This window comes from Acidimicrobiales bacterium, assembly GCA_022452035.1.
Classification (GTDB): Bacteria; Actinomycetota; Acidimicrobiia; order Acidimicrobiales; family MedAcidi-G1; genus UBA9410.
The window spans coordinates 1-21,053 of the sequence record JAKURV010000025.1 but is presented as its reverse complement, the minus strand read 5'-3'; the positions used below and the strand labels follow the sequence as shown (position 1 = coordinate 21,053).

The following is a 21,053-nucleotide window of genomic DNA, read 5'->3' as shown; positions in this document are numbered from 1 at the left end:
CCCCTCCCCCGGGCCTGGTCCACAACCCCGGGTAACCTGCACCATGGAAACCGTGGCACCGGACCGCGACCTGATCCACCAGGCACCCAAGGTCGTCCTCCACGATCACCTGGACGGCGGGCTGCGGCCCACCACCGTCGTTGAGTTGGCCGACCTGACCGGCTACCGGGACCTGCCCACCACCGATCCGGCCGAGCTGGCCACCTGGTTCAGGAGGGGCGCCGACCGGCGGGACCTTGGCCTCTACCTGGAGACCTTCGACCACACCGTCGGGGTTATGCAGACCGCTGAGTCCTGCCACCGGGTGGCTGCCGAGTGCGCGGCCGACCTGGCCGCCGATGGATGCGTCTACGCCGAGGTCCGCTTCGCCCCCGCTCTCCACACCGACCGGGGCATGGCGCTGGACGAGGTGCTGGAGGCGGTCCTGGCCGGGTTCGCTGACGGCTCGTCGGGAACCAACCTGGTCATCCGGACCCTGGTGACCGCAATGCGCACCTCGACCGACTCGATGGCCGTGGCCGAGGTGGCCGTCCGGTACCGGGACCAGGGCGTGGTCGGGTTTGACATCGCCGGCCGGGAGGCCGGTTACCCTCCGACCCTCCACTTGGAGGCCTTCCAGTACCTGCAACGAGAGAACTTCCACTTCACCATCCATGCCGGGGAGGCCTTTGGACCGGCCTCTATCTGGGAGGCCGTCCAGTTCTGCGGGGCCGAGCGGCTGGGCCACGGGGTGCGAATCGTGGACGACATTGAGGTGCCTGACGATGCTCCGCCCCGCCTGGGTCGCCTGGCCTCCTTCGTCCGGGATCGCCGCATCCCCCTCGAGCTCTGCCCGACGTCCAACGTTCACACCGGAGCGGCAGTCGACGTGGCTGCTCACCCCATCGGGCTGCTCCGGGACCTGGGGTTCCGGATCACTGTCAACACCGACAACCGCCTAATGAGCGGCGTGTCCATGACGTCGGAGATGGCCGCTGTCGGCGAGGCTTTCGACTGGGGGCTGGACGACTTTCGGTGGCTGACCATCAACGCCATGAAGAGTGCTTTCCTGCCGTTCAACGAGCGCCTTGCCCTCATCAACGACCGGATCAAGCCCGGATACGCCGCCCTGTCAGCCTGACTGGCAACCATCGGACGGTGTCCGACACTCGTCCTCGGGGCCGATGACCCGGAGTTTGGTCGACGGGTCCCGGAGCAAATCCCGGCTCAGGCCCCGGGTTCCAGCGTGGCGAGGACCTCGGCCAAGTCCTCGACGGTGGTCCGGGGGTTGACGATGCAGACCCGCATGGCGCCAGTTCCGTCGACGGTGGTCGGAGTGAGCAGGGCCGTGCCGTCGGCCAGCAGACGGTCGCACCACGTCTGGTAGTCGGCCAGGTCCCAGCCTGTTCGTCGGAAGGCCACGACCGAGAGTTCGGGCTCGACCAGGAGTTCCAGATGCGGGGCGGCGACGACCAGGTCTCTTGCCGCCCGGGCCACGTCCAGGGTGTGCTCGATGGCGTCCCGGTAGGCGTCGGTCCCATGGACGGCCAGCGAGAACCAGAAGGGCATACCTCGGGCCCGACGGGTCAGGACGTGCGCGTAGTCGCAGGGGTTCCAGACCGTGTCGTCGATAATCGGCTCTAGGTACCCGGCGTGCTGGGTGTGGGCCGCCCGAGCCACCGGCGGATCCCGGTAGAGCAGCGCCGCACAGTCGAAGGGCGAGAAGAGCCACTTGTGGGGGTCGACCACCAACGAGTCGCACCGTTCGATGCCGTCGAACCGTCTGCGGACCGACGGGGCGGCCATCGCTGCGCCGCCGTAGGCGCCGTCTACGTGTAGCCACACACCGGCTTCGGCGCAGGCCTCGGCGATGCCGTCGAGGGCGTCAACGATGCCCAGGTTGGTGGTGCCTGCCGTGGCGACGACGGCGAACACCTCGGTGCCCGCCGGTCGACCGGTGATCGCCTCGGCTACGGCACTGCCGCGTAGCTTCCGGTCCCCGTCGACCGCTGCCAGGATGACGTCGACGTCCATGACCCTTGCCGACGAGTCGACCGAGGAGTGTGTGCTCTCCGAAGCGACAACAGCCCATCGGTTAGGGCGGGGCTGTCGGGCCGCGACACGCTTCTGGATTGCCTCGTACCGTGCCGTAACCAGGGCCGAGAGGTTGGCCATCGTGCCGCCGGTGACGAAACAGCCGCCGGCCGAAGCGGGCATGTCAGCCAGGTCGGCGATCCACCGCAGGGCCTGGTTCTCGGCAAAGACCATGCCGGCACCGTCCAGCCAGGTCGAACCACAAAGCGAGGAGGAGCCGAGCACGAGGTCGAACGCCGAGGCCGCCTTGGTCGGGGCTCCGGGAACGAAGGCCAGGTACCGGGGGTGGTCGGCCGAGATGGAGGCCGGCGCGAGGTGGTCGGCGTAGCGGCGGAGCGCCTCGGAGCCACCGAGACCCGCCGGGGTGATCGTCTCGCCGACCAGCGCATAGAGCTCCTCGGCACTCATCGGACCGTCCAGCGGGGGCTCGTTGCGCAGACGGTCTAGGGCGTAATCGAACACCGACCGTACGAGTTCCTCGCTCTCGTGGTCGAACTCGTGCATGCTCACCGCCGAGAGGATAGGGGCCAGGGGTTGAACCGCTCAGGATCGCCTCGGTCCGTTAGTCCGGCCACCCTGGACCGTCGATCCGGTCCGGATCCTGCCTCGCATTGCCCGACCCCGGGTGCGGCTACCTACCCTGTGGGATGACCGAGAACGGGATCGATTCCCCCGCGAGGCGGGGAACACGGACGCTCTCCGAGGCGCGCTCTCGCCAGATAGTCGCCGACGCCGGTATCCCGGTATCGGCTTGGGCCACGGTCGGTGATCCGGAGGCCGCGGTTGACGTTGCCCGTTCTGTTGGCCTACCGGCGGTCATCAAGTTGTGCGGTGATGCCATCGCCCATAAGACCGAGCGGGGCCTGGTCCGCCTGTCGCTGACCTCCGAGGACGAGGTCCGGAAGGCAGCAACCGAGTTGCTAGCCGCCGCCCGGCCCGAGGACGGGCCAGTTGAGCTGCTGGTCTCCACCATGGTCCGAGGCTCCCGGGAGCTGATCGCCGGAATGGTCCGCAACCCGCAGTTCGGCCCGTGCGTAATGCTCGGGGTGGGCGGCGTACTGGCCGAGGCGGTAGCCGACGCGGCCTTCCGGTTGGCACCGTTGGACCGCCTCGACGCCCACGATCTGATCGATGACCTAGGTGCCCAGGCCCTACTCGGAGAGTTCCGCGGTGAGCCAGCCGTGGACCGCCACGCCCTGGCCGACATCCTTTGCGCCCTGGGTGACCTGGCCATCGACCCCGACGTGGCCTCGGTGGACCTGAACCCGTTGATCCTCGTCGACGGCCAGGCCGTCGCCGTGGACGCCCTGGTCGAGGCCTCCCGGGACAAGGACCCCGCCTGATGACCCGGGACCTGACCCCGCTGTTTGAACCCCGAGGGGTAGTGGTCACCGGGGTATCCAGCCATCCGGGAAAGTTCGGCTTCGTGACTCTCCATAACCTGTTGTCCTGCGGCTACCGGGGCGACGTGTTCGCCGTGGGCCGTGGTGAGGACACCATCTTGGGCCGGCCAGTCCTGGCCTCGGTCGACGCCGTCCCCCACGGTGCGGCGGACCTCCTGGTGGCGTGCACCCCGGTGTCGGCCAACGAGGAGATCATTCGATCGGCGGCGGCGCGTGGCGTCCGGGCCATATTCGTGGCCGCGGGCGGTTACGCCGAGGCGGGGCCCGAGGGGGCCGAAGCCGAGGCCCGGCTGGTGACTCTGGCCGACGAGTTGGACCTGGTGCTGGCCGGGCCCAACGGCCAGGGTGTCACCTCACCACCGGTCGGTCTTTGCGCACAGATCGTGGCCCCCTTTCCCCCCCGCGGTCGGATCGGTGTCGCGTCGCAGTCCGGCAACTTTGTGTCGGCCTTCCAGAACTACGCCAGCCAAACGGGCGTCGGCCTGAGCCGCTCGGTGTCGGCCGGCAACGCGGCAGCCACTGGTGTCGCCGACTACTTGGAGTGGTTCGCCGACGATCCGGAAACCGACGTCGGGCTCTGTTACGTGGAGGGCCTGGACGACGGCCGAGACTTCTTCGAGCGAATCCGGTCGGTGACCCCCCGGATGCCCGTGGTTGTCGTCAAGGGTGGGGCTACCCACGGTGGCCAGCGGGCTGCCGCCTCCCACACCGGCTCCCTGGCCACCGACGACCGGGTGTTCGACGGTATGGCCCGCCAGGCCGGAATGGTCCGGGCGACCACTATCGAGGCGGCCTTCGAGGCGGCGGCCACCTTGGCCACTCAGCCCCTGCCGGGCGGGAACGGTGTCCTGGTCTTGACCACGGCCGGAGGCTGGGGGGTGGTCACCGCGGACGCCGTGACCGCCCATCCCGACCTGGTCCTGACCGCCCTGCCTGCTGACCTGCTGGCCTCCGTGGACGCCCTGCTCCCGCCACGCTGGAGCCGGAACAACCCGGTGGACCTGGCGGGGGGCGAAACCCGGGACACCATCCCCGAACTGCTCGACTTGGTGGCCGGCCACCCGGCCGTCGACTCAGTGGTCCAGCTGGGCCTGGGCATCCAGGGCAACACGGCGGCACTGACCCGCGACGGCCCCTTCCATCCCGACTATGGCCTGGACCGCATCGTTGATTTCCACGAGCGTCAGGAGCAGCGGTACGCCGAGGCGGCGGTGGCGGCCGCCACCTCTCACGGCAAGCCGGTGCTAGTGGCCTCGGAACTGGCCGTGGCCCAACCGGACAATCCCATGGTCACCGCCGTCCGGGAGTCGGGACGGCTCTGCTACCCGTCAGCCGACCGGGCCGTGGTCGCCCTCGGCCACCTGTCCCGCTACGCCGCCTGGTGTCGGGCCCGCACCTGAGCCCTTCGGCGCTCAGCCTCGCCGGGTCGAGCGCAGGGCGGAGGCCAGGTTTCCCCTGGGTCCCACCGACACCTCGGACAGCCCCAGGAAGGCGGCTAGGCGGTCAAGCTCGGCGGAGAGCTCGACGGCCACCCAGTTCCGGTCGACCCCCTCTTCGGCATACGTGCCGCGGGCAAGGAGTCGGCCGGCGGCCCGGTCGGCTTTGAGGTCCACTCGGCCCACCAGGCGGTCGCCTAAGAGGAACGGCAGCACGTAGTACCCGTACTCTCGCTTGCCGGCCGGCACGTAGATCTCGATGCGGTACCGGAAGTTGAAGAGCCGCTCGGCCCGTGGCCGGAACCACACCACCGGGTCGAAGGGCGACAGGAGGGCCCGGGCCGCCACCGACCGGGGGCGGGTCGCGTCGGGATGGAGGAAAGCGTCGTCGCGCCAGCCGTCCACGGTGGCCGGCACCAGGCGACCCTGGTCCACCAGGTCGTCCAGCCGTGGCCGTGCCTCGCGGAGGCTGATCCGGTGGTAGTCAGCCAAGTCAGCAGCCGTCCCCACCCCGTGGCAACGTCCTGCCTCCTCGAGCAGATCGGCCTGGGCGTCGGCTTCCGAGGGGGTGGGGCGCGCCCGGACGGAAGCTGGAACGACCTCGTCGAACACCATGTATGTGCGCTGGAAGTTCCCGACCCGCCGGCTCCCCACGTCGCCCACCCGGAACAACCAGTCCACGGCCCGCTTGCCGTCCGAGCGTCCGTCCCACCAGGACCCGGTCCGGGGACGGGGGTCGGCGAGGTCAGCGGCGGTGATCGGCCCTCGGCACACCACCTCGTCGAGGACGGAGGCCACGTAGTCGGCCCGTTTCTTGGCTAGGGCGGCCAGGCCAGCCCACGTCTCGCCCGCCCGGGCCCGGGCCCGGAGCCACCGGAGAGAGGGTTCCCGGTCGACGGGCAGGATCGATGCCTCGTGTAACCACGCCTCGAACATTTCGCCGGAGTGCCACAGCCACCGGTCCAGGGCCGCACGGTCGTAGGCGCCAAGTCGGCTGTAGACGGGCAAGTAGTGGGAGCGGCAGACGGCCTGCACCGAGTCCAGTTGCAGCAGACCGAGACGCCCCAGGACCCGTCGGAAGTGCCGGACGTCGACTCGCCCGGAGGGTGGACGGTCGGCGAACCCCTGGGCGGCCAGGGCAATGCGCCGGGCCGCGGCCAGGCCCAGGTGGACCGGCCGAGTACTCACCTAACCGGGGTCAGACGCCGTCGGCCAGGCCACCCCGGAAGGGCAGCAGGTCGTCGAAGTCGCCCTCCCGCCCCTCGGCCTGCGCAGCGAACGCCTCGGCCATGTCAGCCGGTTGGAACATGCCGGCCTGCCAAGTGGCCATGTGGTCCAGTGAGTCGGCCGTGGAGTGGTCCCGGGCGTAGGTGATCATCTGCTTAGACCCGTAGATGGCCAGCGGCGACCGGGAGGCGATGGTGCGGGCCACCTCGTGCACGCCGTCCAGCAGGGCCTCGTGGTCGCTGTAGACCTCGTTGACCAGGCCAACGGCCTTCGCCTCAGCGGCCGGCATCCGTCGACCGGTGTAGGCCAGCTCACGGCACACACCTTCAGGGATAAGCCTGGGAAGCCGCTGCAGGGTGCCCACGTCGGCCGTCATACCAATGTTGATCTCCTGGATGCAGAAGAAGGCGTCCTCGGTGGCGTACCGCATGTCGCACGCCGTAACCATGTCGACCGCCCCGCCAATGCAGCCACCCTGGACGGCTGCCAGGACCGGCATCCGGGCCTTCTCGAAGACCGAGAACGTCTCCTGAAGGTGCAGGACGTTGGCCCGCAGGTTGGATCGCAGCCGACCCGTCTCGCCCTCGGGACGAGTGCTGCCGAATACTGAAAGGTCCATGCCGGCAGAAAAGTGGCGTCCCGTGGAAGCCAGCACCACCACTCGGGCCTCCCCGGTAGCGTCTAGGTCCCTCACCAGGGCCGGGAGCTCATTCCAGAAGGCGGGAGTCATGGTGTTCAGCTGCTCGCCACGGCTAAGAGTGACCGTGGCGACGCCGCCGTCCAACTTGACGTCGAAGCAGGTGTAGCCGTCGCTCATGACCCGGACGGTACCCCCGGGTTCCTCGTCCCACCCGATCGGAGCGGTGAACGCCTCGGTCAGCCCAGGATCGACTCGGCCACGGCCACCAGGTCGTTTTCCGGCCGGGCTCCCAGGTGGCTAATCACCTCGGCCGCAGCGATACTCCCCAGCCGGGCCGCGTGGGCTAGGTCGGCTCCCTGACTGAGGCCGTAAAGGACCCCGGAGGCGTACAGGTCGCCGGCCCCCGTGGTGTCGACAACGGCGTGGAGTTCGTCGGCCACCACTGGGATCCGTTCGGACCCGTGGATGACCAGCGACCCCCGCTGTCCCAGCGTCACAAAGGCCAGGTCCACCTCCCTGGACACGGCATCGATCGCCGCGTCGACGTCGTCTACCTGGAACAGCGAGCACATCTCGTTGCCGTTGCCGAACACCACGTCCACCCGGTCGGCCAGCAGGCCCCGCCACTCGTCGCGGTGCCGGTCCACGCAGAATCCGTCGGAAAGGCTGAGCGATACCGTCCGGCCGGCGGCGTGGGCCACGTCCATGGCGCGGCGGATCGCCGCCTTGGCCTCCTCGGTATCCCAGAGGTAACCCTCGCAATACAGGTGAGAGGCCGAGGCCACCAGGTCGGGGGCGACATCGTCCGGCGAGAGGTGGGAAGAGATCCCCAGGTGTGTGTTCATAGTTCGCTGCGCGTCCGGGGTCACCTGAATGAGGCACCGTCCCGTGGGATCGGCGCCGGCCACCCCAGGTACGTCGAACCGGACACCCACGTGGCGCAGGTCCCTCCGGAAGACCTCACCCAGGAAGTCGTCGGCCACCTTGCCGATGTAGGCCGCCCGCCCGCCGAAAGACGCCACGCCGACCATGGTGTTGGCCGCCGACCCGCCCGACTCTTCCAGTCCGGGCGGCATGGCGGCGTAGAGCTCGACGGCCCGGTCGGCGTCGATGAGCGTCATTGAGCCCCTGGCCAGGCCGTGCTCGACGACAAATGTCTCGTCGACCTCAGCCAGGACATCGACGATGGCGTTCCCGACGCCCACCACGTCCAGCGCAAGGTCTCCCACGGCCTCTCCCACGCTGGCCTCCCCCGGGCCGTAGGACTGGCCCCGGTGACCGTCCAACCGACATCATGCCCGCTACACGTCGGCGAAAGGTACCCGCCCGGCCGGTACGCTCGCCGCCCGTGGCCGACCACCGCCTCCCCAGGAACGTCCTACCCCGCCACTACGAGTTGGAGTTGGCCCCCAACCTGGTAGCCCACACCTTCGGCGGGACGGTGGTCATCGAAACCACGGTGGTGGAGCCCACCGACCGGATCACCTGCAATGCCGCTGAGCTGGTTGTCCACGAGGCGATGGCCGTGGTGGCAGACCGACGTATCCCCCTGTCGGTCACCGTGGACGAGGCCGACCAGCGGCTCCACCTAGACGCCTCTGAACCGTGGGCCGTCGGGCCGCTCCGGTTGGAGGTGTCGTTCTCAGGAATCCTGAACGACCGGCTAAGAGGCTTCTACCGGAGCACCCTGGTCGCCGACGACGGCACCGAGCACACCATCGCCGCCACCCAGTTCCAGTCCACCGACGCTCGCCGGGCCTTCCCGTGCTTCGACGAGCCAGACATGAAGGCCACGTTCGGGGTGTCGCTGATCGTCTCCGAGGACCTGCTGGCCGTGTCCAACGGTGCCCAGGCCTCGCGCACCCCACTGGGCAACGGCACCGACCGGGTGGCGTTCGTCGACACCATTCCCCTGTCCACCTACCTGGTGGCCTTCGTGGTCGGGCCGCTCGAGGCGACCGAGCCGGTCGACGTGGATGGCGTGCCAGTCCGGATTGTCTACCCGCCGGGGCGAGGCCACCAAACGGCGTTCGCCTTGGAGGTGGCCACCCACTCGCTTCGGTGGCTTGCCGACTGGTACGACCTGGAGGTACCGGGAGGCAAGGTCGACCTGGTCGCCCTGCCCGACTTCGCCTTCGGCGCCATGGAGAACCTGGGCTGCATCACGTTCCGCGAGGTCCTCCTACTGGTCGACCCGGACGAAGCCGACCAGCGGGAGTTGGAAGCCGTGGCCTCGGTGGTCAGTCACGAACTAGCCCACCTCTGGTTCGGTGACCTGGTCACCATGCGCTGGTGGAACGGGATCTGGCTGAACGAGGCCTTCGCCACGTTCATGGAAGTCAAGGCGGTTGAGGCGTGGCGACCCGACTGGGACATGTGGTCGGGCTTCTGTGCCGACCGGGCCGCAGCCTTCGACGTGGACGCCCTAGCCTCCACCCGCCCCATCGAGTACCCGGTGGTCACGCCGGCCGACGCCGAATCCATGTTTGACGTCCTGACCTACGAGAAGGGTGCCGCAGTGGTCCGGATGCTGGAGCAGTTCCTCGGCGAGGAGACCTTCCGGGACGGTGTCCGGCGCTATCTGTCGGACCACCTCGAGGGAAACACTGACAACGCCGACCTGTGGGCGGCTCTGGAAGCGGCCTCCGGCGAACCGGTGGGCGATCTCATGGAAAATTGGATCTTTCGCGGTGGACACCCACTAGTCGAGGTAATGGCGGACGACGGCCGGTGCACGCTCTCCCAACGGCCGTTCCGCTACGACGGCCGGGACGACGGCACGCGATGGCAGGTCCCGGTGCGGCTCCGGACCACGGTCGGGGAACACCGGGTGCTGCTCGGTGACCGGCCGGTGATCGTGGAACTGGGCGGCCCCCTGCTCACCGGTAACGCCGATGCGACGGGCTTTCACCGGACCTCCCTACCCGCAGCCCCCCGGCCGGCCCTGCTGACCGCCGCCGAACGGGCCATGGCCGTGGACGATCGGTGGGCGGCCACCCTGGCTGGCTACCACGACCCGGCGACCTTCGCCGACTTCGCCACCGCCTTCGCCACCGACCTGGACCTGGCCGTATGGCAGGCCGTACTGCGGGCGCTCGGCACGATGGACCTGGTAGCCCCCGAACGCCACGAGATCCTGGCCGCCGAGGCCCGCTCTCTACTGGAGGGGGTCGTCCACCACCTCGGCTGGGAGCCGACCGCCAGCGACGACGACCGGACCCGTCGGCTGCGGGGAGCGGTGCTGGTCGCCACCGGCACCCTGGCCGATGACCCATCGGTGGTCACCGAGGCCCGACGCCGCTGGACGGCCTCGGACCCCTCCGACCCAGCCGTGGACGGTGCCGTGGTAACCCTGGTGGCCAGCCACGGCGGACCCGAGGAACGCGACGCATTCCGACAGCTGGTCAACGGGGCGGAGAGTGCGCAGGTTGAACAGCGACACCTCCGGGCGCTGGCCCTGTTCCCCGACCGGACCGCCGTCGAAGCCCTACTGGGTGAGGTTCACGACAGCGTCGTCCGCACCCAGGATGCTCCGTTCCTGGTCCGGTCACTGCTGGCCCACCCCCATCACCGGGCCCTGGCCTGGCGCTCGATCACCGATCGCTGGGACGACCTCGCTAGCCGGCTGCCGTCCAACAGCATCGCCCGCATGCTGGAGGGCATCCGGGCTCTGGTTGGACCCGAGGTAGCTCCTGATGTGGACCGCTTCCTGGACGACCACCCGGTGCCCCAGGGAGCCCTGATGGTCGCCCAGCACCGCGAGCGACGCATGGTGAACATCCGCCTCCGGGAGAGGCTGCTCGACTGATTAGCCGAACCGGAGGCGGAACGAGCCGTCGGTGTCAATCAGGGTGGCCACGAGGTCCATCGGCCGGTCCTCCGGATCGGTGGCCCGACAGGCGAACTCCTGGCCGGGGACGGCCACCCGCACAGCGGGACGACAAGCCACAGCGACCGGGAACCCAAGGTCGGCCTCCAGGCGCCCGGCGGCCCGGGTAGCGACGTCGGCGGCATCCACCAGCAGGGCCGGGGACTCGACGCGGATCCTTCCGTCGATGGCCGGCCGGTGCACCAGGACCGACACCTCAACACCTGAGACGGTGGCAACACAGGTCACCGGTCCGAGGCGATCCGGATCCGGGCTTCCGCAGTCCACGTCAACTACTAGGTCAGGGTGGGCCGGGAGGAGGGCCGCCGGAACCAGCGGTTCCACGACCTCGATGTCAAGCGTCGCTGGTTCGGGCCCCCCGCAGCCGGACATCGACAAGACCGCCAGGACGACCACGCAGGCCCACAGGGTCGGCCGTCGGTCGGTCAGTCCCAATCGGCGGCCAAGGCCTGGGCCTCGTCCCACGAGGCGTCCTGCTCGAGCAACGCCCTGGCCTGCATGACGTGTCGGGGCCGGTTCATGCCAAGCACCGCAGTAAGGCGACCCTCCCGTCCATAGAACGCCACGAAACGGTGCTCGGCGGTCGAGCCGACCGCTACCTGGACGTCGTCGTCGGGATGGGTCCGGCCGGCTAACTGGACCTTGCGGTCGTACTGGTCGCTCCAAAACCACGGCACGGGTGCGAACGACGTCGCCTCCTCTTCGGTTTGCAGCAGGCGACGGGCCACGTGGACCCCCTGCTGGACGGCATTGTCCCAGTGTTCCACCCTCATCAGACCCTCGTAGCGCGGGTTGGGCCACCGGGCCACGTCCCCGGCCGCCACCACCCGGTCAGCGGCCAGACAGGTGGCGTCGCACACCACGCCGTCGTCCAGGACGAGGCCTGAACCCTCCATCCAGTCGGTGGCCGGCACCACGCCGATGCCCACCACCAGCAGGTCAGCGTCCAGCGTGGACCCGTCAGCCAGGCGGACACCGGTAACCCGGTCGTCGCCCAGCACCTCGTCGACCCCCGTCCCAGTGCGCAGCTCAACCCCGTGGGAACGGTGAACGTCGGCCACCACGGCGCCCATCTCGGTACCCAGCACCCGTCCGAACGGCGTGTCCAGTGCCTCCACCATGGTCACCTCGACACCCCTTTGGATAGCCGTGGAAGCCACCTCGGCACCGATGAAGCCGGCCCCCACCACGGCCATCCGTCGGACTCCGGCGGCTAGGGCGTCTCGGATGGCCGCCGCGTCATCCCGGGTGCGCAGCGTGTACACACCGGCCATGCCCTCGGTGTCGGGCAGCGTCCGGCACCGGGCGCCAGTGGCCAGTACCAGGCCGTCAAATGGCTCGGCAATGCCGTCCACCTCCAAGGTCCGGGAGGTCACCTCCAGGCCGGTGGCCCGGCATCCGAGGCGCAGGTCGAGGTCCAGGTCGGCCAGTCGGTCGGCCGACACCAGGTCCAAGCGGTCGTCGTCGAGGTCTCCGGCCAGGTACTTCTTGGACAGCGGCGGCCGGTCGTAGGGGGCGTATGGCTCCTCGCCGATCAGGACGACAGGGCCATCGAAGCCGTCGCGACGGAGCGTCTCCGCCGCCCAGAAGCCCGCCAGGGAAGCCCCGACGATGGTGACGGCGTCAAGCACCGCCGTTCAGTCCTCCAGGGAGATGGCCTGCTTGGGACAGCGCTGGACGGCCTCTTGAAGGGTGGAGCGGTCATCCTCTCCCGGGTTCTCCTCCAGGACGTACAGGAAGTCGTCGTCCCGGACCTCGAAGACGTTGGGGGCGATCTGCATGCAGATGGCGTTGCTCTCACAGAGGTCGAAGTCGACGATGACTCGCATAGCTTCTCCTGGGTTGTGTCCTGTCGGTTCTAGAAGTCGATCACCTGGCGGATGATGTCGGCGTCACCAATGCAGGCCATGGCATCGTTGACCTCATCGATGTGGATCCGCCGGCTGATCATCCCCTCCAGGTCGAGACGCCCCGCTTTGTAGAGGCGCAGGAAGCGGTTGAAGTCGGTTCTCACGTCAGCCCCGCCGTACATGGAGCCGACCAGGGTCTTCTCGGAGAAGAACATCTCAAAGGCCGAGAGCGCGAAGGTCTCATCCATTCGGCCTACACCAACGATGCAGCTGGTACCCCCGCGACGGGTCATGTCGAAGGCCTGCCGCATAGTGGTCGGCATGCCGATGCACTCCAGGGTGAAGTCGAAACCCTCCCCGGCGGTGATCTCGGCCAGCGCTGCCGGGAGGTCATCGGGAAGTACGCCGTGGGTGGCGCCGAAGGCCTTGGCCCGGTCCAGTTTTCCCTCGTGCAGGTCCACAGCCACGATGACCGCTGCTCCGGCGATGCGGGCCCCCTGGATGGCGGCCACGCCGACACCGCCGGCGCCGATGACCAGCACCGAGGATCCCGGGGTGATCCCGGCCGTGTTGAGCGCGGCTCCCACGCCGGTGGTCACGCCACAGCCCACCAGGGCGGCCACGTCTAGCGGGATGTCGTCGTCGATCTTTATGGCCGCGATCCCGGGAACGATGGTCTCCTCGGCAAACGTGCCGCAGCCCGTCATGGCCCCAACCACCGTGTCGCCCCGCCGGAACTGTGGGTTGGCGCTCATGGCGAAGAAGCCGTCTATGCACAGGTTGGGTTGGCCGCGACCAGTGCAGTACGGGCAGGTTCCACACGGTGGGGAGAAGGCGATGATGACGTGGTCCCCGGGCGCCACGTGGGTCACCCCGTCGCCGATGTCGGTTACCACGCCGGCGCCCTCGTGGCCCAGTACGGCCGGTGGGGTCTGGGGAATCGTGCCGTTCATGGCCGACAGGTCGGAATGGCACACGCCGCTGTGGGCGATCTTCACCTTGACGTCCCCGGGGGCCAAGTCCCGCAGGGTCACGTCGTCGGCGACCATCAGTTCCTCGGTGGGGGTCTCCATGAGGATGGCAGCGAGCATCGGGTTCCTCCCGTTTTACCGGCGCCCGAGATGGCGCCGCTTGGCGTGAACGTACCGGCCTCCCGAGGGCCGGGTGAAAGCGGAGGGCGTTCGAGCCCTGCGCGAGAAGCGCCGACCCGACTTCGCCTGACCGCTAGCCGACTGGGAAGCGATCCTCAGGCCTCCAGATTCCGGTCAGCCACCACGATCCCGTCCTCATCGGCCCACAGCCACATCCCTGGCACCAGGTCCACGCCGGCCACAGTGATCGGAACGTCCCGTTCGCCGACTCCCCGCTTGACGCTTCTCCGAGGGCTGGTTCCCCGGGCCCGGATGCCCACCGTGGTTTCCCGCAGTTCGGCGGCGTCGCGAACGCTGCCGTCTACGACGATGCCAGCCCAGCCGTTGTCCTCAGCCAGGGCGCCCAGGTTTCCTCCCACCATGGCGCACCGGGTGGAGCCGCCCGCGGCGACGACCAGGACCCGACCACCACCCTCCTCGGCCAGCGCCTCGCGGACCAGCGAGTTGTCCTCGAAGGCCGACAGCGTGGTCACCGGTCCGGCGAACGAGGTAGCGCCACCGTACGAGGCGAACCCGCCGTCCAAGACCCGGGCCTCGTCTCCGTGCTCGTCACACAGGTCGGCCGTGAGGGTCATGAACCGCTACCGTCCGTCGGCTGTAGAGCGATCACCGGCCCCTCCCGTCTGCCGGCCACCGGGTGGTCACGATCCCGTCGCCCCGATGAATTCGTAGAGCCGGTCCTTCGGTCGTCCGACGCAGGCCACTAGGGGGCCCGCTCGGTCAAGGTCTCCGCGGACCAGGACCGGTCGTTGCAGAAGGGCTTTGCGACGAGCCAGTAACTCCACCACGGCGTCAGCGTTTCTGACATAGTCGTCAGCGACCAGCTCCAGTTTCTTGAACTGGGAATCCTTGCGCACAAGATCCTCGACCGGGCCTTCCAGTCCGGCCACCATGCGGCGCAGGAGGGCCTCGTCGGGTGGTTCCTTCATGTAGAGCACGACATTCACGTCGACCCCCAGTTCCTCGGCGACCGCCAAGGCGTTCTTGGAGGCGTGTCAATGGGGGTTGTGAAAGACGGTCAGCTCGGCCATCAGTTAGTCCTCGATTCGGTTTCGGTCGGTCTTCGATCTGTCGCTCAGTCGACGTGCTCGACGTGAGCCCGCAGGTGGGTGCCTGCTTCGTCGGTCCATCCCTTGGACCGCGCGTAGGCCACCATCCCGGAGAAACCCTCGTCCCACAAGTCGTCAGTGAGCCCGACAAGCCAGTGTCGGATAGCCGCCTCGGCGATCCAAAGGTGCCCGTCATCGGCGCGGGTCCCCGCGCCCATGGTGGCCGCCAGGTCGTCGGCGGCAAAGCCGGACGGCACCTCCACGTGGAAGTCGGTGAACACGAGGTGCTCGTCGACCCTGACCTCGCCCGCCGCGTCAACCCGGATGATCATCGCCCAAGCACAACGGCGGCCAACCTAGAAGCCGCGCCAGATCGGGTCACGCCGCTCGCGGAAGCTAGCTACGCCCTCCCGGGCGTCGTGCGTCCCACTGTTGAGCTCGACGGCCCAAGCTTCGTTGTCCTCCAGGGTCCGTCGGTCGACGTCCAGTGACCGGTTGACCAGCCACTTGGTGAGCATGAGGCTCCGGGTCGGGCCGGAAGCCAGCCGCTCTGCCCACTCGGTGGCCGCCGCCGGCAACTCGGCGGCGGGCACTACCCGATTGCAGAGCCCAAGCCGCAGCGCCTCTGCTGCCGGGATGTCCTCGGCGAAGAACATGAGCTCGCGGGCCTTCTGGAGGCCAACCAGTCGGGGCAGGATCCATGCTCCGAGCCCGTCGGGAACCAGTCCCCGTCGAGCAAAGACCTCGATGAACTTGGCGTGGTCGGCCATGACAACCAGGTCGCAGCACAGGGCCAGGTGGGCCCCCACGCCGGCCGCCGTGCCGTTCACGGCGGCGATGACCGGCAGTTCGCAGTCCAGGATGGCTGGCATCAGCTTCAGCTGCCCCTCGAGCATCATGCGGCGTGACTCGCCGACGATCGGTTCAGGAGCGCCGTCGGGTCGCGGAGTCGCCTCCCGCTCGACGCTGATGTCGGCTCCCGGACAGAAAAGTTTGGAGCCGGCGGCAGTGATGACAACCGCCCGGGCCTCAAAGCGACCGTTCAGGCCGTTTAGCAGCCCGGCCATACGGTCCCTCATGGCCGGTGACAGGGCATTGCCCTTGTCCGGGTTGTCGATGGTGATCCACGCCACCTGGTTCCGGATCTCGAACTGGACTAGGTCCTCAACGTCGGCCGGGGAATCGCCGTCGGCGGTCATGACCGGGACGGTAGCCCGCCGGAAGCCTCCCGGTCGCGCCGGGATCGTCGTGACCAGCGCCGGGTCCAGCCCGCCGGTCAGACCGCGTCGCTGCCGCGCTCCCCGGTACGGATCCGGACCAGCGTGCCAACGTCGGTGGTCCACACCTTCCCGTCGCCGATCTTCTCGGTACGTGCGGCAGCCACGATGGCGTCGACCACCCGGTCCGTCACATCGTCGTCAACCACGACCTCAACCCGGGTCTTCGGGGTGAAGAGGACCTTGTACTCGGTGCCCCGGTATGTCTCGCTGTGTCCGCCCTGCCGGCCGAACCCCTGGACCTCGCTGACCGTCATGCCCTGGACACCCAGGACGCCCAAGGCGTCCTTCACGTCGTCGAGTTTGAAAGGCTTGATGACCGCCGTAACCAACTTCATGTCCTGATTCCTTCCGGTTGGTAGATCACCGGCTCCCCAATCGAACCGTGTAGTAATACAGATTCTGACCGGAGTCAGCCCTGAGCGCCGAACACGGGTGCCGGCTGGGGGGCACCGGCGATCGAAGCGTGGACGGCGTCGGCCACCTCCGACACGGCGAACCGCCGCTCACCTACCGAGGACGGGGGGCCGTGCTGCCAGCCGTCACAAACGTTCAGGCTCCCCCCCGACGCCTCGAACACCCGCCCGGTCACGTCGCAAGCAGCGCTGGCCAGCCACACCACTAGCGGGGAGACGTTGGCCGGATCCTTCTCGTCCCAGCCGTCGGGAACCTCGGTGTCGTAGAAGACGCCCTCGGTCATGCGGGTCCGGGCATCGGGGGCCACACCGTTCACCAGAACCCCGTACCGGCCCCACTCGGCGGCGGCCTGCACTACCAGTAGGGCGATCCCGGCCTTGGCCGTCGCGTAGTTCCCCTGCCCGATGCTTCCCATCAGGCCAGCTCCGGAGGTGGTCATCACCACCCGGCCCTCCACCGACTCGCCGGCCTTGGAGCATTCCCTCCAGTGGGCGATGGCGTGGCGGGCCGGGGCAAAGTGGCCCTTCAGGTGGACCCGGGTGACCGAATCCCACTCCTCCTCGCTCATGTTGGCCAGCATCCGGTCCCGAAGAAAGCCGGCGTTGCACACCAGGGCATCCAAACGGCCAAACGACGTGATGGCCTGAGCCACCATCTCGGCGGCCTGGTCCCAGTCGGCCACATCGGCACCGTTGGCCACCGCCTGACCCCCACCGTCCTTGATCTCGGCAACTACGTCGTGGGCCGGCCCACCGGCCGGACCCTCACCGTCTCGCGACACGCCTAGGTCGTTCACCACCACGGCGGCCCCCTCGGCGGCCAGGGCAAGGGCGTGGGCCCGCCCCAGGCCGCGTCCCGCTCCGGTCACGATCACCACGCGCCCGTCACAGCTCCCCATGGGTCAGGTTCCTCCGACTCCGACAGACCGATTCACCACTGTCAACCTTAGGGATCTACCCGGTGGTGCCCGTAACCAGCGCCGGCGAACCACCGGGATCCCCCGCCTCAGGAGGTCACCCGGACCTCGCCCACCGGTCGACCGGCGCGGTTCACCAGTACTTCGAATGGTGCGGCGTCGAGGTGGCCCAGGCGGGCCAGGAGCCACGTTGCTACCGCCTCGGCAGCCCTCGCCCCGCCGTCTCGTACTTTGAGGGCCAGGCCAAGGTGCTCATCAGGAACCACGGCACAGAACACCCCCTCGGCACCTGCCTTGGCCACCGTGCCCCCGGTTGCCGTACCAATGAGCCGGGTACAGGCTCGGCCGGTTCCAGCCACCAGGAAGGGCTCGGCCCGCATGGCCGAGAGGAGGCGATGGGCTGACGATCCCGCGGTGGACTCTCCGAGGGTCGCCCAGCCGTTGGCCAGGCGGTCGAGGGCTACCGACCACACCGGGATTCCGCAGCCGTCGACACCAGGCCGCCCGTCTGCCAGGTCCACGCCGCAGGTCCTCTCGATGGCCGGGGTTACGTGGTCGGCGTGGAGCGGGTGCCCGGGATCCAGGTACCCGTCGACCTTGAGGCCCAGGTGGGCGACCACGGTCAGGAAGCCGGCGTGCTTGCCCGAGCAGTTGTTATGGATGGCCGTCGGTGGGTGACCGGAAGCCGCCAGGGCCTGGGCCGCCTCCTCGGACAGGGGTGGGTGAGCCCCGCAGGCCAGGGAGCTAGTGCCCCCCGGGAGCCTTGACAACCAGGCGGTCACCGCCTCCTCGTGCCTGAGCTCACCCTGGTGGCTGGCGCAGGCCAGGGCCAGTTCCGCATCGGTGAGGCCGAAGGCGTCGGCGGCACCGGTGTCCACCAGGGGGAGGGCCTGGATGGGCTTGAGGGCCGACCGGGGCAGGACCGCCCGGTGGGGCTCTCCCCACGACCCGACAAGGCAGCCCAAGGGGTCCACGACGACGGCGTCCACCTCGTGCCGGCTTTCGATCCGGTCGCCCCGGGTGACCTCGACGACGAGGGCCGAGTTCACGTCGGGCTCACGCGAGAGGGAACTCCGTGGGTTCGACCATCACAGCATCGGCGTCGCGGAGTCCATGGATCTGGGCGTGGAGCCGGTCGACGGCCCGGCTGGCCGTCGTCTCACATAGGGCGGGCACCAAAGCGTGGACGGCTGCCGCTACGGCGGCCACGGTCAGGGTCCTGGAAACCGCCAGAGCGAATCGGCAGTGTTGGACCCAGGTCTGGCCCACGCTGGCCGGGTGCCTCGTGAAGATGTCGCCGATCGCCATAACCCGATCGTAGAACCCCAGCGTCTGGTTGGCACCAAGGGAGTTGCGGACACGCCTAAGGGTCAGCGGGTGACGCCCACCACGGCACCCGCCGTGGCCTGGACCAGGTCCTTGGGCTTCACCGGGAACACGGAGTCTGGAGTGCCGGCGGCCGCCCACACCTCGTCGAAGTCCATGAGGTGTGGGTCGACGACGGTGCGGAGGGGCACGGTGTGTCCCAGCGGTGGCGTCCCCCCGATGGCGAACCCGGTCGCCGCCCGGACCTCACTGGCCCCGGCAATCCGAATTTCGGTCCCCAGGTAGGAGGCCAGGCGTTCCTCGTCGACCCGGCGACCTCCGGAGCACAGCACCAACACCGGGCGGACGTCGGCCATGAAGACCAGGGACTTGACAATCTGGTCCACGTGGCAGCCCACGGCGGCTGCAGCATCGGCTGCCGTCCGGGTGCCGTCTGGATAGCGCTGCACCTCGACCTGGAGGCCGGAGGCTTCGGCCTCTTCGGTGAACCGCTCGATGGCGTCGGAACGACGGGCCATGCTCGATCGTCTCCTCGGCTCTCGGGTGCGGACATCGGCCTGTACGCCGGAGGCGAACGGACCCACTGATTCTAGGACCCCTAACAGTCCCCACCCCAGCCCGGGCTAAACGGGTCGCCGGAGGCGGTGCGCACTACCGTCCCCTCCATGTCCAACCACCTGCTGGACCACCCGCGGCTGGTCCACCGGCCGTCCGCGACCACCAGGTTTTCGTCGCCCGCTCCTCTGAACCCGTCCTCGGCCCGGTCGACGGCTGAGGACTGACCCGACCGACGCCCGGACCTACGGTGCTCCCCCGGATACTGGCTGAGGCCGCCCACCGACACGGCGACCGGACCGCCTTCCAGGTCCCCTCGGGGGCTGTCCTCTCGTACCGGGAACTCGACCGGGCCTCGGACGAGGTAGCGGCCGGGCTGGCTGCCCGGGGGCTCAACGCAGGCGAGGTACTGCTGTTGTCGCTCCCGTCGGGCCTGGAGTACGTCGTCTCGTACCTGGCGGCAGCCAAGGTGGGAGCAGTCACCGCGGGCGCCAACCCCCGGCTGCGGGCCCGGGAACGACGCCTGGTGGTTGACGCGGTCGGCCCTCATCTCGTCTTGGCCACAGACGAACTAGCCGACGGGCTCCCCGACGATGCCCCCGTCGAGGTCGTGGCGACCTCCGGGGTTCCGGGTCGGGTCCTGACCTCCCTACGTTCCACCGGGGAAGGGGTCCCTCCGCTGGCCGAGGACCCGGACCGGCCGGTGTGCATCTGCTTCACCTCCGGCTCCACCGGGGATCCCCGGGGGGCCTGGTTCACAAATCGGCAACTGGCGGCCATCGCTGACCTAGACGGCAGCGGCGCATGGGGGTCGGGGGAGAACATGGTCAGCGGCACGGCCTTCCCCCACGTCGGCGTGATGACCAAGCTGCCCTGGCAACTGGCGTCGGGGGCCACCATCCACGTCATGGACCGGTGGGACGCCGGAACGCTGCTGGGACTCATCGATCGCCACCGGCTCCCAGCCGTCAATGGGGTGGCGGCCCAGGTAGCGCTGTTGCTCAGGCACCCCGGCTTCGACGGCCATGACCTGGGATCCGTGAGGGCGGTCGTGGTGGGTGGCGGGCCCTCACCCCCCGCCCTGGTAGCCGAGGCCCGGCAACGGTTCGACGCCCCGTATTCCATCCGCTACTCGTCGACCGAGTCGGGCGGCATCGGGCTAGGCACGGCACTGGACGCCGACGACGAGGAGGCCCTCCACACCGTGGGGCGACCACGGACCGGCGTGGAGGCCGAGGTCAGGGACGACGACGGCAGGCCGGTACCTGACGGGGAGGTCGGCGAGCTCTGGCTCCGGACCCCCAGTGCCATGTCCGGCTACTGGGGCGACCCGATCGGGACGGCGACCGCTCTTGTGGACGGATGGCTCCGCACCGGGGACCTGGCCCATCGTGATCCTGCCGGCTGCTACCGGCTAGCTGGCCGCGTCCGGGAGATGTTCATCCGGGGCGGCTACAACGTGTACCCGCTGGAAGTAGAGGCCGTGCTCGGCACACACCCGGGGGTTGAACAGGTGGCCGTGATACCGCGCCCCGACCCCGTGTTGGGCGAGGTGGGTGTCGCCGTGGTCGTCCCCCGGGATCCCGACACACCACCCACCCTGGAAGACCTGGTGTCCCACGGTCGGGCCGACCTGGCCTCCTACAAACTCCCCGAGGCTCTGCGGATCGTGGACCATCTGCCCCTCAACGCCGGCGACAAGCTGGACCGGCAAACCCTGGCTGCCGAGGAGGCTCGCCGCTGAGCCACCAGCTCAGCGGCGACCGCCCCGGGGCCGGCCCCGGGAGTTCCGACGTTCCCGCTGGACCTCCCGTTCCCGCTGGTCGGCCAGTTCGCGGCGCAGG

22 protein-coding genes are annotated in these 21,053 nt (G+C 69.1%); 5 read left to right on the top strand and 17 right to left on the bottom strand.

The annotated features are described in order from the left end of the window. Nucleotides 1-43 precede the first annotated feature (43 nt). The gene (locus MK181_08895) at nt 44-1,120 is read left to right on the top strand and encodes an adenosine deaminase (protein MCH2419917.1); all 1,077 of its coding nucleotides are present in this window, start codon (nt 44-46) and stop codon (nt 1,118-1,120) included. Between the two features lie 86 nt (nt 1,121-1,206). Here the strand turns inward: MK181_08895 and MK181_08890 are convergent, their stop codons facing one another. After that, nucleotides 1,207-2,577 carry a pyridoxal-dependent decarboxylase gene (locus tag MK181_08890; GenBank protein ID MCH2419916.1) on the bottom strand — a complete coding sequence of 457 codons (1,371 nt, stop codon included), beginning with the start codon at nt 2,575-2,577 and terminating at the stop codon, nt 1,207-1,209. Between the two features lie 143 nt (nt 2,578-2,720). Between MK181_08890 and MK181_08885 the strand changes: the two genes are divergently transcribed. Together MK181_08885 and MK181_08880 are read left to right on the top strand one after the other, a co-directional pair. After that, nucleotides 2,721-3,416, top strand: coding sequence for an acetate--CoA ligase family protein (locus MK181_08885; GenBank protein MCH2419915.1), 696 nt, complete (start codon nt 2,721-2,723; stop codon nt 3,414-3,416). Further along, complete coding sequence (locus MK181_08880) at nt 3,416-4,876, top strand: CoA-binding protein (GenBank protein MCH2419914.1); 1,461 nt, start codon at nt 3,416-3,418, stop codon at nt 4,874-4,876. The genes MK181_08885 and MK181_08880 overlap by 1 nt, the downstream gene beginning before the upstream one ends. Before the next feature lie 12 nt (nt 4,877-4,888). On the opposite strand, the gene MK181_08875 is transcribed toward MK181_08880, so the two are convergent. The 3 genes from MK181_08875 to MK181_08865 are packed head-to-tail and all read right to left on the bottom strand — an operon-like array spanning nt 4,889 to nt 8,065. Then, a complete protein-coding gene (locus MK181_08875; protein ID MCH2419913.1) occupies nt 4,889-6,100 on the bottom strand; it encodes a winged helix DNA-binding domain-containing protein in 1,212 nt (403 codons plus the stop codon). A 10-nt stretch (nt 6,101-6,110) separates the two neighbouring features. Beyond that, a complete protein-coding gene (locus MK181_08870) occupies nt 6,111-6,956 on the bottom strand; it encodes a crotonase/enoyl-CoA hydratase family protein (GenBank protein ID MCH2419912.1) in 846 nt (281 codons plus the stop codon). 59 nt (nt 6,957-7,015) lie between these two features. Then, a complete protein-coding gene (locus MK181_08865; GenBank protein MCH2419911.1) occupies nt 7,016-8,065 on the bottom strand; it encodes an adenosine kinase in 1,050 nt (349 codons plus the stop codon). 62 nt (nt 8,066-8,127) lie between these two features. Between MK181_08865 and MK181_08860 the strand changes: the two genes are divergently transcribed. Continuing rightward, on the top strand, nt 8,128-10,587 hold the full coding sequence (locus tag MK181_08860; protein MCH2419910.1) for an ERAP1-like C-terminal domain-containing protein: 2,460 nt from the start codon (nt 8,128-8,130) through the stop codon (nt 10,585-10,587). Here the strand turns inward: MK181_08860 and MK181_08855 are convergent, their stop codons facing one another. The 13 genes from MK181_08855 to MK181_08795 form a co-directional block, all read right to left on the bottom strand. After that, a complete protein-coding gene (locus tag MK181_08855) occupies nt 10,588-11,064 on the bottom strand; it encodes a hypothetical protein (protein MCH2419909.1) in 477 nt (158 codons plus the stop codon). It lies immediately after the preceding gene. 29 nt (nt 11,065-11,093) lie between these two features. Then, nucleotides 11,094-12,299 carry an FAD-dependent oxidoreductase gene (locus MK181_08850; protein MCH2419908.1) on the bottom strand — a complete coding sequence of 402 codons (1,206 nt, stop codon included), beginning with the start codon at nt 12,297-12,299 and terminating at the stop codon, nt 11,094-11,096. Between the two features lie 6 nt (nt 12,300-12,305). After that, the gene (locus MK181_08845; protein MCH2419907.1) at nt 12,306-12,497 is read right to left on the bottom strand and encodes a ferredoxin; all 192 of its coding nucleotides are present in this window, start codon (nt 12,495-12,497) and stop codon (nt 12,306-12,308) included. Between the two features lie 29 nt (nt 12,498-12,526). Further along, nucleotides 12,527-13,609, bottom strand: coding sequence for a Zn-dependent alcohol dehydrogenase (locus MK181_08840; GenBank protein MCH2419906.1), 1,083 nt, complete (start codon nt 13,607-13,609; stop codon nt 12,527-12,529). 155 nt (nt 13,610-13,764) lie between these two features. Further along, nucleotides 13,765-14,244, bottom strand: coding sequence for a ribonuclease E activity regulator RraA (gene rraA / locus MK181_08835; protein ID MCH2419905.1), 480 nt, complete (start codon nt 14,242-14,244; stop codon nt 13,765-13,767). Nucleotides 14,245-14,310: 66 nt separating this feature from the next. Beyond that, nucleotides 14,311-14,646 carry a hypothetical protein gene (locus MK181_08830; GenBank protein ID MCH2419904.1) on the bottom strand — a complete coding sequence of 112 codons (336 nt, stop codon included), beginning with the start codon at nt 14,644-14,646 and terminating at the stop codon, nt 14,311-14,313. A 98-nt stretch (nt 14,647-14,744) separates the two neighbouring features. Then, entirely contained in the window at nt 14,745-15,050 is a 306-nt protein-coding gene (locus tag MK181_08825) for a hypothetical protein (GenBank protein ID MCH2419903.1), read from the bottom strand. A gap of 24 nt (nt 15,051-15,074) precedes the next feature. Next, entirely contained in the window at nt 15,075-15,917 is an 843-nt protein-coding gene (locus MK181_08820; protein MCH2419902.1) for an enoyl-CoA hydratase-related protein, read from the bottom strand. Between the two features lie 77 nt (nt 15,918-15,994). Further along, a complete protein-coding gene (locus MK181_08815) occupies nt 15,995-16,333 on the bottom strand; it encodes a P-II family nitrogen regulator (protein MCH2419901.1) in 339 nt (112 codons plus the stop codon). Nucleotides 16,334-16,407: 74 nt separating this feature from the next. Next, nucleotides 16,408-17,310, bottom strand: a complete 903-nt coding sequence (locus MK181_08810) for an SDR family oxidoreductase (protein ID MCH2419900.1) — start codon at nt 17,308-17,310, stop codon at nt 16,408-16,410. Between the two features lie 107 nt (nt 17,311-17,417). Continuing rightward, nucleotides 17,418-18,377: an asparaginase gene (locus MK181_08805; protein ID MCH2419899.1), complete on the bottom strand. Its 960-nt coding sequence runs from the start codon at nt 18,375-18,377 to the stop codon at nt 17,418-17,420. A gap of 7 nt (nt 18,378-18,384) precedes the next feature. Continuing rightward, nucleotides 18,385-18,636 (bottom strand): DUF6356 family protein, encoded by a 252-nt coding sequence (locus tag MK181_08800; GenBank protein ID MCH2419898.1) that lies wholly within the window; start codon nt 18,634-18,636, stop codon nt 18,385-18,387. Between the two features lie 62 nt (nt 18,637-18,698). After that, a complete protein-coding gene (locus MK181_08795; protein MCH2419897.1) occupies nt 18,699-19,172 on the bottom strand; it encodes a YbaK/EbsC family protein in 474 nt (157 codons plus the stop codon). Between the two features lie 287 nt (nt 19,173-19,459). Between MK181_08795 and MK181_08790 the strand changes: the two genes are divergently transcribed. After that, the gene (locus MK181_08790) at nt 19,460-20,953 is read left to right on the top strand and encodes an acyl--CoA ligase (protein ID MCH2419896.1); all 1,494 of its coding nucleotides are present in this window, start codon (nt 19,460-19,462) and stop codon (nt 20,951-20,953) included. Nucleotides 20,954-21,053 lie beyond the last annotated feature (100 nt).

Bases quoted from the DNA above. Each gene is read 5' to 3' on its own strand.
- MK181_08840 (MCH2419906.1), bottom strand. From the start codon at position 13,609: ATGCTCGCTGCCATCCTCATGGAGACCCCCACCGAGGAACTGATGGTC.
- MK181_08810 (MCH2419900.1), bottom strand. From the start codon at position 17,310: ATGGGGAGCTGTGACGGGCGCGTGGTGATCGTGACCGGAGCGGGACGC.
- MK181_08825 (MCH2419903.1), bottom strand. From the start codon at position 15,050: ATGATCATCCGGGTTGACGCGGCGGGCGAGGTCAGGGTCGACGAGCAC.
- MK181_08880 (MCH2419914.1), top strand. From the start codon at position 3,416: ATGACCCGGGACCTGACCCCGCTGTTTGAACCCCGAGGGGTAGTGGTC.
- MK181_08890 (MCH2419916.1), bottom strand. From the start codon at position 2,577: ATGCACGAGTTCGACCACGAGAGCGAGGAACTCGTACGGTCGGTGTTC.
- MK181_08800 (MCH2419898.1), bottom strand. From the start codon at position 18,636: ATGGCGATCGGCGACATCTTCACGAGGCACCCGGCCAGCGTGGGCCAG.
- MK181_08870 (MCH2419912.1), bottom strand. From the start codon at position 6,956: ATGAGCGACGGCTACACCTGCTTCGACGTCAAGTTGGACGGCGGCGTC.
- MK181_08885 (MCH2419915.1), top strand. From the start codon at position 2,721: ATGACCGAGAACGGGATCGATTCCCCCGCGAGGCGGGGAACACGGACG.
- MK181_08895 (MCH2419917.1), top strand. From the start codon at position 44: ATGGAAACCGTGGCACCGGACCGCGACCTGATCCACCAGGCACCCAAG.
- MK181_08815 (MCH2419901.1), bottom strand. From the start codon at position 16,333: ATGAAGTTGGTTACGGCGGTCATCAAGCCTTTCAAACTCGACGACGTG.
- MK181_08820 (MCH2419902.1), bottom strand. From the start codon at position 15,917: ATGACCGCCGACGGCGATTCCCCGGCCGACGTTGAGGACCTAGTCCAG.
- rraA (MCH2419905.1), bottom strand. From the start codon at position 14,244: ATGACCCTCACGGCCGACCTGTGTGACGAGCACGGAGACGAGGCCCGG.
- MK181_08795 (MCH2419897.1), bottom strand. From the start codon at position 19,172: ATGGCCCGTCGTTCCGACGCCATCGAGCGGTTCACCGAAGAGGCCGAA.
- MK181_08845 (MCH2419907.1), bottom strand. From the start codon at position 12,497: ATGCGAGTCATCGTCGACTTCGACCTCTGTGAGAGCAACGCCATCTGC.